The 19376-nt window shown below is 28.0% G+C and carries 14 protein-coding genes; 6 read left to right on the top strand and 8 right to left on the bottom strand.

Translation table 11 applies throughout. The features are described from left to right. Positions 1-2 precede the first annotated feature (2 nt). From ACTG46_RS02265 to ACTG46_RS02245, 5 genes are all read right to left on the bottom strand, one after another. Complete coding sequence (locus ACTG46_RS02265) at positions 3-941, bottom strand: hypothetical protein (protein WP_479923513.1); 939 nt, start codon at positions 939-941, stop codon at positions 3-5. Between the two features lie 86 nt (positions 942-1027). Continuing rightward, positions 1028-1720: a metallophosphoesterase gene (locus ACTG46_RS02260; protein ID WP_054268926.1), complete on the bottom strand. Its 693-nt coding sequence runs from the start codon at positions 1718-1720 to the stop codon at positions 1028-1030. A gap of 109 nt (positions 1721-1829) precedes the next feature. After that, positions 1830-2642 carry a GTP diphosphokinase gene (gene yjbM / locus ACTG46_RS02255; protein WP_054268925.1) on the bottom strand — a complete coding sequence of 271 codons (813 nt, stop codon included), beginning with the start codon at positions 2640-2642 and terminating at the stop codon, positions 1830-1832. 50 nt (positions 2643-2692) lie between these two features. Continuing rightward, positions 2693-3604: an MBL fold metallo-hydrolase gene (locus ACTG46_RS02250; protein WP_054268924.1), complete on the bottom strand. Its 912-nt coding sequence runs from the start codon at positions 3602-3604 to the stop codon at positions 2693-2695. A gap of 40 nt (positions 3605-3644) precedes the next feature. Beyond that, positions 3645-4394 carry a YkgJ family cysteine cluster protein gene (locus ACTG46_RS02245; protein WP_054268923.1) on the bottom strand — a complete coding sequence of 250 codons (750 nt, stop codon included), beginning with the start codon at positions 4392-4394 and terminating at the stop codon, positions 3645-3647. A gap of 88 nt (positions 4395-4482) precedes the next feature. Between ACTG46_RS02245 and ACTG46_RS02240 the strand changes: the two genes are divergently transcribed. From ACTG46_RS02240 to ACTG46_RS02230, 3 genes are all read left to right on the top strand, one after another. Then, the gene (locus ACTG46_RS02240) at positions 4483-4734 is read left to right on the top strand and encodes a hypothetical protein (protein ID WP_054268922.1); all 252 of its coding nucleotides are present in this window, start codon (positions 4483-4485) and stop codon (positions 4732-4734) included. A 225-nt stretch (positions 4735-4959) separates the two neighbouring features. Next, positions 4960-5379 carry a hypothetical protein gene (locus tag ACTG46_RS02235; RefSeq protein ID WP_054268921.1) on the top strand — a complete coding sequence of 140 codons (420 nt, stop codon included), beginning with the start codon at positions 4960-4962 and terminating at the stop codon, positions 5377-5379. Between the two features lie 24 nt (positions 5380-5403). Continuing rightward, positions 5404-10461, top strand: a complete 5058-nt coding sequence (locus ACTG46_RS02230) for a DUF5724 domain-containing protein (protein WP_479923512.1) — start codon at positions 5404-5406, stop codon at positions 10459-10461. 160 nt (positions 10462-10621) lie between these two features. Here ACTG46_RS02230 and ACTG46_RS02225 read toward each other — a convergent pair whose 3' ends face one another. Together ACTG46_RS02225 and ACTG46_RS02220 are read right to left on the bottom strand one after the other, a co-directional pair. Then, the gene (locus ACTG46_RS02225; RefSeq protein WP_009888197.1) at positions 10622-11359 is read right to left on the bottom strand and encodes a LytR/AlgR family response regulator transcription factor; all 738 of its coding nucleotides are present in this window, start codon (positions 11357-11359) and stop codon (positions 10622-10624) included. An 18-nt stretch (positions 11360-11377) separates the two neighbouring features. Then, a complete protein-coding gene (locus ACTG46_RS02220; RefSeq protein WP_479923511.1) occupies positions 11378-12313 on the bottom strand; it encodes a sensor histidine kinase in 936 nt (311 codons plus the stop codon). A 207-nt stretch (positions 12314-12520) separates the two neighbouring features. On the opposite strand from ACTG46_RS02220, the gene ACTG46_RS02215 reads away from it, so the two are divergent. The 3 genes from ACTG46_RS02215 to ACTG46_RS02205 are packed head-to-tail and all read left to right on the top strand — an operon-like array spanning position 12521 to position 16161. After that, positions 12521-15106 carry an ABC transporter permease gene (locus ACTG46_RS02215; RefSeq protein ID WP_479923510.1) on the top strand — a complete coding sequence of 862 codons (2586 nt, stop codon included), beginning with the start codon at positions 12521-12523 and terminating at the stop codon, positions 15104-15106. 11 nt (positions 15107-15117) lie between these two features. Continuing rightward, complete coding sequence (locus tag ACTG46_RS02210) at positions 15118-15780, top strand: ABC transporter ATP-binding protein (RefSeq protein WP_054275714.1); 663 nt, start codon at positions 15118-15120, stop codon at positions 15778-15780. Positions 15781-15819: 39 nt separating this feature from the next. Beyond that, positions 15820-16161, top strand: coding sequence for a hypothetical protein (locus ACTG46_RS02205; RefSeq protein ID WP_021382906.1), 342 nt, complete (start codon positions 15820-15822; stop codon positions 16159-16161). Positions 16162-16521: 360 nt separating this feature from the next. Here ACTG46_RS02205 and adhE read toward each other — a convergent pair whose 3' ends face one another. Continuing rightward, complete coding sequence (adhE, locus tag ACTG46_RS02200; RefSeq protein ID WP_074179962.1) at positions 16522-19164, bottom strand: bifunctional acetaldehyde-CoA/alcohol dehydrogenase; 2643 nt, start codon at positions 19162-19164, stop codon at positions 16522-16524. Between the last annotated feature and the right edge of the window lie 212 nt (positions 19165-19376).

Below are 19376 nucleotides of genomic sequence, written 5' to 3'. Positions count from 1 at the left end.
TATTAATCAATACTATTTGTTTCTGCTTCATTTATTTCTTCTTTTAAATCATTCAATCTATTTTTAAAACTTTCTATCTGCTTATCTGACAAGTCAAGATACTCAGTTATCTTCCCTATATATTTAGGGCTTTTAGTATTTATTAACTTTAAAGCACTTTCCATAGATTTTTCTCTAAGTTCATATGCTTTCTTTACATCATCTCTAGCATTGCTCAATGTTTCTGTATACTCTTCCTTAGAAAGTTCTGGAATCTGCATATTTTCATACTCTTTTACAACTTCTTTACACTTATCTCTAGCATTTGTAACATCTTTTTTTATACTAGACAATTTAGTTATATTTTTTGCTATGTCCTTAGTGTAAGGTATACATTCTCTCATTGGAACCAAAGCTACTCTTTCTATATTATAGATTTCTTTCTTAAAAATTCCTATACTTTCTATATCTATTTTTTTTATATCTTCACTATTTTTTTCTTTGTTCGTTTGATTACTACTTTCTTTTGTTGTATTTTCTTGTTCTTCTGATTTATCATTTGCTGAAACATTATTCTCTGAATCGCTATTTTCTTTTAAATTCGTATTATCTTCATTACTTTCCTTGTTTTGTTCATTTTTATCTTGTTGACTATCTAATTCTTTGTTATTTGATGATTCTTCATTCTTTGTCTTGTTTTGTTTTAAATCAGTACTTTCTTTCTCATTAAAATTTGATACATACTTTTCATCATATGTCTCATCGGAAATATAATTGTGATAATACATAGATTCTTTTATCTTATTAAGTCCACTCATATAAATATTACTTATCATTATTGTTGTAGCTAATACCACATAAATACTACTGTAGATACAAGACCTCTTAAAATTCTTGTAATTTCTGAATATCACTACTAAAGGAATAAGATATAAAAATATAAAAACTAATATCCACCTCATAAGTCGTGTCTCCTTTCTCAAAACCGAAATCCCTCAAATATTTATTTTTAATCATGTATCTTATAGTATTTACCAATTTATGTTTTTTAATCGTTAACTTTTATTAATTTAAATTCTGTATAGTCACAGGATGCTAATATATATTCTACTCCATTTCTAATTCCCTTTAATCCCATTTTAAAAGATTCTTTTCCATGTAAATGGCCATAAATCACTTTCTCTACATTATATTCTTCAAATAGCTTTGTAAATAAAGATTCTTCTAATTTATCATTTGTAGGAGGATAATGAGTAATCACAATTATTTTTGAGTGACCTCTTTTGCGAGCAGACTCTAATGATAATCTCAGTCTATTTTCTTCCCTTTTATAAACTTTCTCATCAGTCTCATCAAATTTGACATCATTAGGGCATATCCAACCCCTACCACCACAAATTGCATAATCTTTATATTCATAGAAATTTGTCTGAATGAAACTCATGTTTTCGTATAATTTATTTAAACTTGTAACAGTTGTCCACCAATAATCATGGTTTCCTTTTATAAGTATTTTCTGTCCTGGAAGTTCGCTTATTATATCTAAGTCTTTTTTAGCTTCTGATAAATTAATTCCCCAAGATGTATCTCCTAATACTAAGACTAAATCGTCTTCCTTAACAACTTCTTTCCAGTTATCTATAATCTTCTTTTCATGACCATCCCAATTACTTCCAAAGATATTCATTGGCTTATTGACTGATGTTGAAAAATGTAAATCACCTATAGCATATAAACTCATAATATCATTCCTTTCTTGATTACACTAAATAGGCTGTCTCTTTTTAGAAATTATTTTCCATTAAGAGGCAGCCCCATTAATATTTAGCAAATTTTCTATAAGTAGCTTTTTATTGAACTACTTTATCATCTACCTTAGTATTTTTATATTGCTCCAGTAATATATCTATTTCTTGTTTTAATTCCAATATCTCGGTTATATTTTTATCTGTTTCAGTTCTATCCAATTTTCTTTGATACTGCATAGCTTTGTGTGTGTCCCCTAAGTCATATAATTCTTGTATTCTATTTAGAGTATCTCTAATAGCTATAGATTTCATTTGATACATAGCCTGAGCTTTCATTATGTCCTCTCTTATTTCACTCATTTCTTGGTCTAAAAGAAAGGCAGCATCAGATGCTCTTCTAAGTCTTTCGGCAAGAGTCTCAGGTATGTAATGGTCATATTTATATTTTAATGAATGTTCTATTGTAGCCCAGAAATTCATTGCAAGAGTTCTTATTTGTATTTCACATATAATTTCCTTTGAACCCGCAATTGAGTTTATAGGGTATTTTATTATAACATGATAGCTTCTATAACCACTATCTTTGTAATTTGTAATATAATCTTTTTCTCCTATTATAGTCATATCATTTCTTACTTTTATCAAATCAACTATAGCATATATATCTTCAACAAACTGGCACATTATTCTTATACCAGCAATATCATCAATTTCAGTTTCTATATCTTTTGCATTTATCCTTTTTAATTTAGATATTATGGAAGATATTTTTTTTGTTCTGCCTGTAACAAACTCTATGGGAGAATATTCACCTTTTGCTAAATATTCTTTTCTTATATTTTTAAATTTTATTTTTAGCTCTTCTACTGCATGTTCATAAGGCGCTAGTATTTCATTCCATTTTTCGTATTCCATATTGCTCACCCTTTATTTGTTTTTTATGACCTTCTTTATTTTATCATAATTTATTTTGTTTTTGTATAGTAAAGCAATTCCCCATTCTCCAATATATATCCTATTTCTCCTAAATCAACTAAGTAACTTATAACAGATACTAATGAAGATTTAAAAAAATGATACTCTTTATAATTATTGCTTAAATTATTGTTATTTATAATGTTTTTTAATAAAATTTCTAAAGATTTAGGCTCTTCAAGTAACTTTCTTATTTGATATAGATATTTTTTTAGAGCATTTAAATGTTTTTCGATTAATTCATAAGAATCTTCCTTTGATATTACTTGCTTGCCATGCCCTAAGACTAAGTACTCAAAATCTATATCTTTTAATTTCTCTAATGAATTTATTTGTTCTTGTATATCATATAAAAACAAGAAATCATATTTTGATAGAATTTCATCTCCTATCAATAAATCTCCAACAAAAATTACCTTATCCTTTGTCAAAACAGCGACACTTCCAGGTGTATGACCTTGAAATTCAATTATATCAAACATTTCATTATTTAATTCAAGCTTACCAGCTTCTATAGATTTATCTATTTTTATATCATCCAAAAGTTTATTTTTTAAAATATTATCCATAAATACATTGCTCTTTCCCCCGACAATATACTTTGAAAATAGTTCTGGATTTTCTATATATAATTTATCGTATTTTGATGACATTATACACACATCTTTATAATACTCTTTAAATTGATTACATGCTCCATAATGGTCATCATGACCATGAGTGTTTATAATATATTTAACTTGTATTTCATTTTCATCTAAAACTTTATTTACTCTCCTAGGTCTTGAACCACATAACCCTGGGTCTATCATAAGTGCTGTATTATCTTCAAATACATATATTCCTGTATTCGTGCCACCTTTTATAAAAAAGGTATTTCCTTTTACTTTTGTAAGATTCACCTTCTTCACCTCATTTTGACAATATTTATGCTACAATTTATTACTTACTAATATGAGAATCTACAAGAACAATCCTTTTTATTCTATCAATAGTTCTTCTTCTTATTTTGTACTCTTTAGATATCCTTATTTTTACATTATAGGATAAGCCTCTATAAAGTAATGACTCTATAAAATATTCAACTATCCCTCTATCTCTAAAATCTATATCTATGAGTCCATTAGAATAAATCTTTGAATCTAATATCATAAGTTTATCAGAAAAACTTAATCTCTCAGATTTACTTAAATAATCCTTGTCTGGAACAAAGCTATCACAGTAATCTATTCTATAATTTACCACTTCATCATTTATTTCAAATCCATATTGTTTCTTCATCAATATTTTATAATCGTTATTTTTCTTAGTGACATTATCTAAATTTTTATTATAGTCCTCTTTTTTCCAATGTCCAAACAGTCTACAATTTAATGGTCTAACTTCATATATTAAACATCTATTATTATTATCTTTAAATGGACATGCATTCTTTCTTGTATACTCTTCAAAGTAGTAATCTAATACCTTACTTATACAACTTCTTTTTAAATCAACTCTATCTTCAAGATAACAAAATATATTCAAAAACTCAATTAAATTTATACCTACTGATTCCATACAACAACTTCCACATCCAGAACAATTTCCTGTTGGCAAAGATTTATATACATCATTTAATTCATCAAAGAGCTTATTTTTAATGGAATAATCTATACAATTTAAAATATCTTTATTTTTTATACTAGTCATTATTATTACTCCTTGTTATAATTATTAAGTTAATACAAACAATTATTATAACATATTTTTAAAATTTAATCGCATAAGGAGGCATTTTATGAATAGATATACAAAAATAATTAATATGATGGGAAGTTATTACACAAAAGACTTTGAGAAAGAAAAAAAGAATGTAATAAAGGTTAGAGAAGTTAAAGAAGATACTGTTAGAAAATTTTTCTTACAAGGTGACTGTGAAGTTCTTGTAGTATTTGAGGATACTGGAAAAGAAATACTTATTGATGACTTTTCTCCTGAAGAAGAAATAAAAAAATATTTAGGACCAAAATTTGTAAATAAAAAAAGATAGATACCAAAAGTAATTCTAAAATTAAAATTTAATAAATGTATGGTTATAATTTTATATACTCATAGTTAAAAGTTATCTTTTATTTCTTTTTTAGACTTTAAGATAGCTTTTTTTCTATTTTTTGTAAAATAATCTCATAATTCACATTAATAATTCACAAAATGATATAATATAACAAATAGATAAATTTTTAAATATATAATTAATGTTTTGCGAGGTGATTTTATGCAAATTTATTTTAGAGTTAAAGCCGTTGGCAAACGTAAACCTATGCTAGAACTTACTCCTTTTGATTTATCTGACAACATCAATTGCCTAAAAGAGGCTATCTCTGAAATTGTATCTAAAAATGTTCTTGAATATAATGAAAAAATCCCAGAAAAATCAATAATAAACTTCTTAACTAATGAAGAAATTGAATCTCAGGCTGATATTGGAAAAGTTGGATTTGGTTCTATTTATAACGAAAATAAACAATCTGTAGAAAAAGCAATAGAAGTTGCATTACAGGCATTTGAAGATGGAATTTACAAGGTGCTTATAAATGAAGATGTTATTGAAGAACTTAATTCCCCTATAAGTCTAAAAAATGGAGATATATTTACCTTTATAAGACTTACCCTACTTGCTGGAAGAATGTTTTAAAATAAATAATTTGGAGGTACATAAATGTTGGAACGTACTAGAGTAGAAAAAAATCCTAAAATAATTGAAAATTTAAAAAATAATTTTACTAAATCCTCTTCAAAAAAGTATTATGACTTAGCAAAAGCTCTCTGGGACTGTATAGAAAATAGCTCATACTATTATAGAGACCCTGAAGATAAATTCTTAAATATGATAAAAAAATATTATAATTGCTATTATTATGAGATTAAAAATATAGATGAACTACTTTCTGGACCCTTAAAAAATGCTTTGGAGTTAATACTTACTTCTGAACAAGTAGAAGAACTTTGTCAGTTAATTAAAAGAAAGATGGATTATACATATTCAGGAGGCTATTATCGCAAAGGTTATCGCTCAAATAGACTTGTAGATTATTTTAGAAGTATAATTAGATTTATTTCAAACTATGTAGATTTAATTTATTATGATTTCTCAGTTATAGATTATCTTACGCTTCCAAATAAGGTCTTATACTATGACTCTGTAATGAGTGATAAAATAGCACTGGAAATAGATAAAGGTAATCAAGAAATAATCAATGCCTTGGAAGAAGTAATATTTGGAGAGAATCAAACTGCTCTACTTACAAGACAAATGATAATTGGTATTATGAAAAGTCATAGTGAGAAATGCTATGAAATGCTTTCTAAACTTCTTTTGGCAGCTAAGCAACAAGAAGGGCTTAGACAACAAATTGTGGAGAGCTTAGATGAAGGTACAATTCCTGCATCAATATACATGTTAAAAACTATCTTGGACAATAATTTAGAGAGATTTAGTTCTGTTATAAGAGCCTTAGATACATGGACAGGACTTGGTTTTTCAGACCAAAAACCCGGAATAATACGTAAGTGCTTAGAACTTTCATATAAATCATTAACTGATGAAAATTTCCGTACAGAATCAGTTAATAGTGATGATAATCTTGAAATTTATTTTGCTTTATGGGCTACTGCAACTTACAATATATATGACTCTTACTCTCTTATTGAAGATTTACTTTCTTGTCAGGAAAAATATAAAAAACTTGTAGGTCTTTACTTCTTGTCACATACAGAAAGTACATATTTCAAACACTCAATAGCATCTAAAAATATCAAGGGAGATGATTTAGAAATTCTAGCATGGGTAATTAGAAATTTCTATGTAGAAAGTTCTGTTGGCTACTACTATAATTGGCAAAAAAGAGAAACTGACTTTGACCTGTCAAACACTCCAATTGATAAAGACTTTAGTGCTAGAAAAGAACAATTTGAAAATTTAAAACATACTTTAGAAATTTTAAATTCAAAGACTAAATCTTTTTCAGGAAGCGTATTTCCATGGACTTGGATTGAAATTTCTTCTCACGATATACTTAAATGTATGATGACATTAACAGCATACGATATGAATGCCCAATTTATAGACACTCTTATGGAAAATTGTCATCTTATGAGCTCAGACTTAAGAGCTTCACTTATAGTCAACTTTATAAATGAACCAAAAACGGATAGACAACGTGAGTTCTTACTAGAATGTTTAAGTGATAAGAGTGTTTCCAATAGAGAAACTGTATTAAGTCTACTTAGAAAGCTTGAACTAACAGATATAGAGCTAGACAAAATAACCAATCTACTTTCTTTAAAGACAAGCTCTATTAGACAAACTGTAATAAAAATTTTACTTGAACAAGATGATTCAAAATTAGAGAACATCGCTTCCTCTCTTATAAAATCTTCAAATTCACAAAAATGTCTTGGAGGTCTTGAAATTGTAAACTTATTAAAAGACAATACTAATAGACAAAAACTATATAATAAGCTTATTTTACTGATAGAAGATATTGATAAATCTAAAAAGAATACATCTCAAGTTCAAATATTAATTGATAATTTATTAGGTAAAGCAAAAAATGATTATTGTAAAGAAAATGGGTTTGGAATATATAATCCTAAAGACAAGGTTCAAATTCCTGAACAATTTACTTTTAAAGATGATTCTTCTACTCCATCAAAACTTAATAAAATTATTTCAAATATAAGTTTATCTTCAGGTGAAGAATCTATTTCTATATCAACAAAAAAAGAAGCTAAAAAAATTCTTGATACAGACATAAATAAAATAATACAAGTTTATGAAAAATTTGATGAACTTATTACTGAAAATGCAGACTATGAATATGAAGTTGAAAGATGGTCAGGTAATGTAGAAAAAGTACTTTTAGGTTACTCTACTTATAATCTGACTCCTATTAAATATAAGACTTCTAATGATACTCTTGATAATTATCCATTGGCAGGACTTTGGAGGGGAATTAGTAAAAAACTCGATTTAGACTACAAATTAATACTTGATATTTTATTTTATAATATAAATACATGCGGATATAATGAAATAGAAAAAAGTTGGTTTTCGTCTATCTATTCAAATGTTCTCGACTATAAAAAACAAAAGAAAATATATGCAAGACTTGATAAATTAAAATTCGATGCACTTACAAGAAGACTTCTAAGAGTTTTACTAAATGAGTTTGACCATAAAGAGATATTTGACTATTGTTTAGATATATATTATAAACTAAGAAATTTATTAACTACAGAACAATGTAAAAAACAAAGAGTTGAATTTACTAAAAACTATTATAGACAAAATGAATACTGCCCTGCTTTGGATGCCCCTATTTTAAATTATTGGCTTGATAAAGCAAATTCATTTATTTATGATGATATTTCTTTTACTAAGTTTTTCTATACTACATTTTCAAATTATCAGTTATTAGAATATAAGTTTCCTTTTTATACTAGCATAGGTGTATTTGCTCGTGCTCATGAATTAGGATTAATGACTGAAGAACAAGTTAATAGAGAAATTATAAGTGGATACAATTCATCAAATATAATAAGAACACTAACAAATCCTAGATGGGCTGGCGACACATTAGAAAAGTATCCTTGGCTTAAAAACAATTTAAAAACTGTTACAAATAGAGTTATAGAAATTGAATCACGTAGAGGTGATATGCCAACAGAAGTTTCTCATCTAGCTAATAACATACAATATTTTGAAGGTATAAATTATTTTGTAAATCTATTAGTTGCTCTTGGTAAAGAAACTTTTCAAAGGGGATATTCATATGGTAACAATTATTCAAAGAAAGATGTTTTAAGTTCTCTACTTAAAAATTGTTATCCTACTAAAGAAGATGACTCAAAAGAATTAAAAAAATTGCTTAAAGACACTGATATTACTGAATTAAGATTGATAGAAGCTGCTATGTATGCTCCTCAATGGGTCAATATAATTGAAAAGTATTTAAACTGGAAGGGTCTAAAGAGTACAATTTGGTACTTCCATGCACACATAAATGAAGGATTTTCTGCACAAAAAGAATCAGAAGTTGCTCTATTCTCCCCTATTTCACCACGTAGTTTTATCGATGGGGCTTTTGATATAGACTGGTTTTTGGATTCATATAAGACCATTGGTGAAGAAAGATTCAATCTACTTTACAAATCAGCTAAGTATATAACTAGTGGTGGAAACTCTCATAGACGAGCACAACTTTATGCTGATGCTACACTTGGTAAACTTGATAAGGACATGTTAATGAAGGAAATTGAAACAAATAGAAATCAAGACAAACTGAGAAGTTTTTCTTTACTTCCTATGAAAAAAGGAGACCTTAAAGAAGCAACTTTCCGTTATGAATTTATCCAAAAATTTGCTAAAGAAAGTAAACAATTTGGAGCACAACGTCGTGAAAGTGAATCGAAAGCTTGTACAATAGCGCTAGAAAATCTAGCTCGAAGTGCTGGTTTTGGAGATGTCAATCGTATGATGTGGGCTCTTGAAACTGAAAAACTAAATGAAGTCTCTCATTTATTTAAGCCAAAAGATATTGATGGAACTTCAATTTGGATAGATGTTGATGAAAATGGTAAAGCATCTACTAAAGTCCAGAAAGGTAATAAAGCTTTAAAAAGTATACCAAAAGCCATTGCCAAACATCCATATGTACTTGAACTTAAATCTGTTCAAAAAGATTTAAAGAGCCAGTATTCTCGTGCAAAACAGAGTTTAGAACAAGCTATGAAAAATGAAATAATATTTACAGTTAAAGAAATCTCCAATATTTATAAAAACCCAGTTATCTGCCCTTTGATTAAGAATCTAGTGTGGGTGTGCGATGATAATATTGGATATGTTTATAATGATAAGTCTAAGTTCTTTATTTGCAATATAGAGGGCGAGACTTCTAAATTAACAGCAAAAAATAAATTAAAACTTGCACATCCGGTTCATCTTTTTGAATCTGGTAAATGGAGTGAATTCCAACATGACTTATTTAATAAGCAAATTGTTCAGCCATTTAAGCAAGTATTCCGCGAGTATTATAGAATAAATAGTGATGAATTATCTGAAAAAACTATATCTCGCAGATATGCTGGACACCAAATCCAGCCAAAGAAAACTGTAGCACTTCTTAGAAATCAGCTTTGGACTGTTGATTATGAAGAAGGTTTACAAAAAGTGTTTTATAAAGAAAATATAGTAGCAAAAATGTTTGCACTTGCTGATTGGTTTTCGCCAGCAGACATTGAGCCACCTACTATTGAAACAGTAGAATTCTTTGATAGAAAAACTTATAAAAGCCTAGAATTGGCTTCAATACCTCCAATTTTATTTTCAGAAGTTATGCGTGATATAGACCTCGTTGTAAGTGTCGCTCATGCTGGTGGTGTTGACCCTGAAACAAGCCATTCTACTGTAGAGATGCGTATAGCAATTGCTAAAGAATTGCTATTATTGTTAAAGATTAAAAATGTCAATTTTGAAGGTTCTCATGCTCTTATAGTAGGCAATTTAGGTGAGTATTCTGTACATATGGGTTCTGGTATCGTACATAAAAAAGGAATGGGTGCTTTAAATATACTTCCTGTACATTCTCAAAGTAGAGGAAAGATATTCCTTCCTTTTGCTGATGAAGACCCTAAGACTGCTGAGATTATGTCTAAAATCTTATTACTTGCTGAAGATAATAAGATTAAAGACCCTAGTATTTTAAGCAACTTATAAATATAAGATTTATCTCTAAAACATATTGGGCTTTCTAATTTTCCATGAAAGTCCAATATGTTTTTATATTATATTTTATATGAATTAATTTATAACTATAGCAAATTTATATGATATCTTCATCGTACATATTGTATATCACTGAAAATTTTTTTCTTCATTAGAACCTTTTAACCCTATAAAATCTGTATAGAAAATCTTTTTCTAAAGATTTATTTAAAGTAGCACTTTCTTGAAAATTTATAAATTTTATCTCTAAAGAAGACTTATTTATAGGTATAACCTTATGTATAAGTCTTAAATTTACTATGTATTGTCTATGAGTCATAAAGAAATTAGGAGGTAGGCGTTTTTTTAAATCATCAAAGTTTTCATAAAATTTTATTGTATCTTCATCTCTAGTATATAAATTAATAGCTCTTGAATTTTTCTCAAACATGACTATATCATCAAAATTAATCATATGTATCTGTTTCCTTATTTTATATACAAAAAGAGTATCTTCTATAAAATTATTTTTTGCAATTTTATGAGAGTTAATGTGGTCTATTGCTATATTAATTGAATCAAGTATTTTTTCTTTTTTAAACGGCTTAACTATAAAATCTATAGGATGTACTTTAAAGCTCTCAAGACTATAGTCAGCAAAACCTGTTACAAAAACTATATGTATATCTTTATCTATAGAAAGAATTTCTTTGGCAGAATCAATCCCATTTTTATATGGCATATCAATGTCAATAATCAATAAGTCTATTTTCTCACTTTTTATAAATTCAATTGCTTCTATACCATCCTTGACTTTCTTAACATAATCTACATATCCAGACTCTTTAACTATATTTGCTATATCATCTCTTACAATTTTATCATCATCACAAATCAAAACTTTTATCACAGACTTCTCTCCTCCTAACTAATAATATTTTGGTATTAAAATTACAAATTCAGTTAAAAAATCGTCACTATTTACAAGTATACTATAATCATACTTATCTAGTATATTTTTAACTAGATATAACCCAAAGCCTCTGTCTTGCCCTTCTTTAGTGCTAAATCCATCCAAAAATATACTTTCGGCATTATGTATTTTAGGACCATTATTTTTTATGGCTATAATATACTGAAATTCATCTTCATATGCATGTAATCTTATATACTTCTTTTCCTTTTGTATAGCAGACAAAGATTCTATTGCATTGTCTATTATGTTTAATAGCACTGAACTCATATCATTAGGTTCGATCTCTAAATTATCCATAAAATCTTGGATATATACATCAAAAGATATGTTCTTTTCAAGACATTCCTCATATTTTAAGGAAGCTATAGCATCTAAATAAGATACTTTCCCATATCTTGAATTTTTTGATTTAAAGCTATTTGATATATTCGTTATATATTCTTTGGCATCTTCAGCTAAGCCAGTATTTAATAGAGAATATACTACTTGTAAATGTTTTAAATAGTCATGTTTTTGACTTCTTAATTTTACGATTATATTGTCCTTATGATTTATTCTACTGTCTAATTTTTGTAGCTTATACTCTTGTTTATTGTTATTGTCTAGTAATCTTATAAATTTAAATCCTATATAAAAGCTTAAAATAATTAAAATTAAAAAAAGTATAATATTTAATACTCCTTCAAGTAAAAAATTATATCCTAAACTTAATTGTATATACTCAATACCCTCCATGAATAAAATCCATACAAAACACGATACAAAAAATGTTAATATTCCTCTTTTTAATATGTCTAATTCTTTATAAAACCTGTATTTATTCATTATAAGATTACTAAATATAAACAAAGTTAGTATTACTATAGGAAATATAAAATTATTCTCCATAATTCCCCTCCCATCTACACTTTATATGAGGATTATATCATTTTAGAAAAATTATGTAAAAAGTCAAATTTTACATGTACATTAATTAAACTTGTAAATATGCATATAAATTTGTACAATTAAGTACTCAAAACTTGTAAATACTTACTTTGCTATATATTTTAAATAAACATATAATTGAGTTAGCTAAGAAAGGAAGTGGTAAATATGAAAGATAATTTGAAAATAGTACTAAGATACATAAAAAGTTATAAAGCAAGATCTTTGGCAATTACTCTGAGTATAATTCTTGCTACATCACTCATTGTCGGTATTGGCACCCTCTCAAGAAGTGCTCAGCAAGCAGATGTAGATAGATTTAAAAAAGACCTTGGAACTGACCATGTATACTTTAAGGATATAAATAAAAATCAATTAGAATACATAAAGTCTAGCAAAGATATTAAAAATTTAGGTATAACAGCTCACTATGGCTATACAGATCCTAATGAAAAATTACCTATAAACTTAGAATATGCAAATAAAAATTACCTAACTAATCAATCTAAACTTATAAAAGGTCACCTTCCAAAAGCTAACAATGAGGTGGTAGTAGAAAAATGGGTTTTAAATAGTATGGGTCTAAAACCAGAAATAAATCAAAACCTTACGTTTAAATTATATCAAAAAGAAAAACCAGAGACATTTAAAGTTGTCGGAATACTTGAAGATAGATCTATTCAGAAAAAACAAGGTATGTGCGAAATTTTTTTGAATCTCAATGAATCAAAATTGGATAAGTTTTCTTACACATATATTGAATTTAATGAGGGTAGTGATATAAATACAAATATAGATAATATAGTAAAAGCTACTATGTTGGATAAGAATAGTGTTGGAAAAAACAAAATGCTTATAGAAGCTACTATGGAAAATGGCACTTTAGATAACTCAAATAAATACACTGCAATTGCTATGAGCCTATTTTCTGGTATTGTAATATATAGTATCTATGTTATATCAATATACCAAAGAATACAGGAATATGGTATCTTAAGAGCTATTGGCGCCACTAACTTTAAGATTTTCAAGCTTATGTTTTATGAACTTTTCATACTTGCTTTAATAGCAATACCTATAGGTATATGTGTAGGTATTGGTGGTGCACAAATATTTAATAGAACTGCAGGAAATATTCAATTTGAAGGAAATGTAACAGTTACTCCTTTTGTTATCCCAGATAAAATAATCCTTTTATCAATTGGATGTATAATACTGACAATACTCATTATAAGTTTCTTTACATATTTAAAGATAAGAAGAATTTCTCCTATTGACGCTATAAGAAAAACTTTTGGAACTGATAAAAATATAAATAAGGTCAATTCTTTGATATCAAAATTAACTTTAAATATATCAGTAACAAAATCTATATCTGCTAAGAATATCTTTAGGAATAAAAAAGGATTCATTATAATTATATTATCTATGACTCTAGGAGGTATAATGGTCATAAAGGAAAATTATAAATATTCTTTTTCAGATATACAAAATAAAGATGGTCAAGAAAGAACATATATGAATGCAGATTTTATTCTATCAAATCTTACTTTTAAATTAAATGAAACTTATAAGACTAATTCTATCGCAGATATAAATGGTTTTAATGATAATCAGATAGACAAAATAAAAAATATAGATGGAATTGACAAAGTCAAAATTGCTAGCACCTTAAATACAAAAATAGAATTAGATAAAATAAATAAATTAGATTACTACGACATTATGAATTCAACGCCTTATTTTAAGGAGTTTCCTATATTGACAAAAAATAAGACTACTGGCAAATATACACTATCGCAAAAGTTAAGAGGTTATAATGATGAGATGATAAATTCATTAGAGAAATACTTAGTAAGTGGAAGTATAAACTTAGAAAAAATGAAAAAGGAAAACCTGGCTATAGTGTATGTCCCACAAATTTCTAAAACAAATAAATACAGCAAGAGTTATACTCCTGGTATAGGAACACCTGTTGTAGATATGAAAGTAGGAGATACTATAAAAGTCAAATATCCAAAAGGTGAAATAGATACAGATCTTTATATGAGAAGAAAAGATAATTATGAATATCTAGAATATGAATTTAAAGTTGGAGCTATTGTGAGCTATCCTTTTGCAGATAATAATTCATACTCTTCAGATAATGGTATAGATGTAATAACGAGTAGCGAATATCTAAAAAAATTAACTGGTGTAGATAAATATAACTTAGTTTATGTAGATCTTAAAGAAAATGCAAATATAAAAAAAATAAATACACTTTTAGGTAAAATAGGAAGTGAAGTTCCTGGAACTACAACAGTAAATATGTCAGTGGAAAAAGAAAACTCTGATAAGATGACAGCTAGAGCTCTGATTTATGCTTATGGAATAGTAGCAGTAATGTTTATAATTAGTGTACTTAACATAATAAATAATATAAGTTATAACTTAACTTCAAGAACTAGCGAATTTGGAATGTTAAGAGCTATTGGTATCTCTGAGAGAGGATTTAAAAATATGATACTCTATGAAGGAATATTATATGGAGCACTCTCAAGTGTAATTACTATTGTGGTAAGTCTTATAATACAATTTAGAATGTATTACACTTGTAATTTTGTATCATATGGCTTGGGATTTTCAATAGATTACAAAATATATATCCTAGTTGTTTTAGCAAACATAATTGTAGGTATTCTAGCTACATATATTCCATTAAGGAAAATAAATAAAATTAGTATAGTTGAAGCTATAAACATTACAGAATAGGAGGATTAATTATGCCTATATTAGAGATTCTTAACTTAGGTAAGATTTATGGAAAAAAGGAAACAGCTGTACATGCACTAAAGGATGCAAATTTAAAAATAAATAAGGGTGAATTTGTTGCGATAATTGGTCCAAGTGGAAGTGGAAAAAGCACATTTCTACATTTAGTAGGCGGTCTTGAGAGACCAAGTAGTGGAACTATAAAAGTCGATGGTAAAGATATATGTTGCCTTTCAGATAAAAGATTAGCAAAATATAGAAGACAAAAAGTAGGATTTGTCTTTCAACAGTATAACCTAATTCCAGTATTAAATGTAAAAGAAAATATAGAATTACCACTAAAGTTAGACAATAAAAAAGTTGATGAAGAATACATCGAAGACATTATAAATTTATTGGGTCTTAGTGAGAGGAAAAATCATCTTCCAAATCAATTATCTGGTGGTCAACAACAAAGGGTTGCTATTGCACGTGCTTTATCTGCAAAACCAAGTATAATACTAGCAGATGAACCAACAGGAAATTTGGACAGTAAAACTACAGAAGAAGTCATGGATTTACTAAAAAATTCTATAAAAAAATATAACCAAACTCTTATAATAATAACACATAATGAAAATATTGCTAGAAAAGCAGATAGAATTATATCTATAATAGATGGAGAGCTTAGTTAAACTAATACTCTAAAACTACTTATAGAAAAGAGGATTTAAATGTTATTGGTTTTAGGTAATTTAAATTTAGACTTGGATTTTGACTATAGAATAATAAGAGAAGAAAACGATGATGTAGATGTATTTATAGATATTAATTATCGTAGCTTAGATATAGATACTGACGGTTCTAACTTATTTAATTCTAGAATCCAATTTCCCTTTGTAAGAGCATTGATTCTAAGGGTAAATAAGAACAATCAATGTATGACAATTCATTTATTAAGGGACATAGATTTATTCTCTGCTTTTGCTAACTTTGAAGTAGATTATACTGATTCTATAATAAATATAAAAAATCAAAGTGAGAAAGTTATTCTAAATAAATCTATCAAAAAGTAGTAAGGGGGCCTTAATAGGCCCCAATTCTTTTTGTTTTCTAAACTTATTATATCATGATAAATAAATTAGTCAATAGAATTTTCTGAATATTTTTATAATTTTTTCATAAAGTTTTTTATATATTCTGCTTTAAAATTATATGTAATAAAAAAATTTTCCGACTAATTTTAAAGTTAATTGATTAAATACACATATTCAAAATCAATATGAATTTCTTAACTTTTTATCATTTCCGTTTAAGATTTAAGTTATAATGTATTATTAAAAACTATTTATATACGACTCTAATAAAAATCTATTTATATTCAAATCTAATAATTTATATTCAAGTCTAATAGAACCTATATTGTACAATAAATATTATTTACCATAATAAACTTTTAAATATATCTCTTTTAATTCACTCATCAATGGGTATCTAGGATTAGCTCCTGTACATTGGTCATCAAAAGCTTGTTCAACCATAGCATCTAATCCTTCTAAGAATTTAGATTCTTCTACCCCAGCCTCTTTTATAGTTTTAGGAAGTCCTACTCTTGCCTTTAATTCATCTATTGCTTTTATAAGGTTATCTACTTTTTCTTGGTCTGTATTTCCCTTGATTCCTGCAAAAGAAGCAAATTCAGCATATCTTTGTATACAATCAGGATATCTGTATTGTGAGAATGCACCCATCTTATTTGGAGCTTCTGCACAATTGAACTTAATTACTTCATTTATTAATAATGCATTTGCGACACCATGTTGAACGTGGTGGAATGCACCCAGTTTATGTGCTAGAGAGTGACAAATTCCTAAGAAAGCATTTGCGAAAGACATCCCAGCCATAGTAGATGCCATTGCCATTTTTTCTCTTGCTTCTTTATCATTCTTTCCATTTTTGTATGCACGAGGTAGATATTCAAATATTATTTTACCTGCTTGAAGTGCTAATCCATCAGCTGGTTCAGTTCTTAGCATAGACACATATGCTTCTAGTGCATGTGTTAAGGCATCAACACCTGATGCTGCTGTTAATCTTGGTGGCATCTCCATCATCATGTCAGCATCGATTATAGCCATGTTTGGCATTAATTCATAATCTGCTAATGGATATTTTACACCTGAATCTTGGTCAGTTATAACTGCAAATGGAGTTACCTCTGAACCAGTACCTGCTGAAGTTGGGATAGCAGCAAAGTATGCTTTTTCACCCATTTTAGGGAATGCATATACTCTTTTTCTTATATCCATAAATCTCATAGCCAAATCTTGGAAGTCTACCTCTGGATGCTCATACATTACCCACATTATCTTACCAGCATCCATTGCGCTACCTCCACCTACAGCTATTATTAAATCTGGTTGGAAATCAGCCATAGCCTTAGCTCCTTCTCTTGCACAAGCTAATGTTGGGTCTGGAGCAACATCAAAGAATGTAGTATGCTTAATTCCCATCTCATCTAACAAATCAGTTAGCTTCTTAGTGTATCCATTATTGTAAAGGAAAGAATCTGTTACTATAAAGGCTTTCTTTTTATCCATAACATCTTTAAATTCTCTTGCTGCTACACCTAAACAACCTTTTTTGAAATAAACCTTTTCTGGTGCTCTAAACCAAAGCATATTCTCTCTCCTTTCAGCTACTGTCTTGATATTAAGTAAATGTTTCACTCCTACGTTTTCAGATACTGAGTTTCCACCCCAAGAACCACAACCAAGAGTAAGAGATGGCGCTAATTTAAAGTTATATAAGTCACCTATACCACCTTGTGACGATGGAGTATTAACTAATACTCTACAAGTCTTCATAGCATTTACAAACTTCTCTACTCTATCTGGATGATTTATAGAGTCTGCATATAACGAAGATGTATGGCCATATCCACCATCTGCAACTAATTTTTCAGCTTTAGCAACTGCATCTTCAAAACTTTTAGATTTGTACATTGCAAGTACTGGAGAAAGTTTTTCATGTGCAAAAGGTTCTTCTACTTCAACAGATTCTACTTCACCAATTATTATTCTAGCTGTTTTTGGAACTTCTACATCAGCCATTTTAGCTATCACATGAGCTGGTTGACCAACTATCTTAGCATTTAATGAACCATCAATTATTACTACTTTTCCTACTTTTTCTGTTTCTTCTTTATTTAAGAAATGTGCTCCACGATATTTAAATTCTTTTTTAACTTCTTCATATATTTTTTCTGGCACTATTACTGCTTGCTCAGAAGCACATATCATACCATTATCAAATGATTTTGATACTAATATTGAACTAACAGCCATTTTTACATCTGCACTCTCATCTATTATTGCAGGTACATTTCCAGGTCCAACTCCAACAGCTGGCTTTCCTGAAGAATATGCAGATTTAACCATTCCAGGTCCACCAGTAGCCAATATAAGGTCTGCCTCTGCCATAACAACGTTAGTAAGTTCAATTGAAGGTACATCTACCCAACCTATAAGTCCTTTTGGGGCACCTGCTTTAACTGCTGCATCATGTACAACTTTAGCTGCTTCTATAGTACAGTTTTTAGCTCTTGGATGAGGAGAGAAAATTATACCATTTCTAGTTTTTAGTGCTATTAGGGACTTAAATATTGCAGTCGATGTAGGATTAGTTGTTGGTATAACTGCTGATAAAACACCTACTGGTTCAGCAATTCTTGTGAAACCAAATGCTTCATCTTTTTCTATAACACCACAAGTTTTAGTGTCTTTATAAGCATTATAAATATACTCTGAAGCAAAATGATTTTTTATAACCTTATCTTCAACAATACCCATACCAGTTTCTTCTACTGCCATTTTTGCTAGAGGTATTCTTTGTTGATTTGCTGCAGTTGAAGCAGCTAAGAAAATTTTATCTACTTGCTCTTGTGTAAATGTTGCAAATTCTTTTTGTGCTAGTCTGATTTCTTCTAGCCTCATTTTTAATGTCTCAACACTATTGACAATTTCAGGACTACATACTTCAACATTTAATTTTTCTACAGCTTTTTCTTTCTTCTCCATACTAAAAACCTCCCTAAATAATTATGTATCGCCTATTTTTATAAATCTTAAATACATCATCTATATTTTAACTTATACTTAAAATATTTTTATAGATTTCATGTCTATACCTTAGATTTTATTTACTTTGTCTCTCTAGGTCAAGAAGTTTTTTTCTGAATATTTTGTCAATTTATTTTTTAACAAATACATTATTTTTTTTACTTTTATTT

Source organism: Clostridioides sp. LIBA-7678 (assembly GCF_056716065.1).
This window is presented reverse-complemented; position numbering and strand designations above follow the sequence as displayed.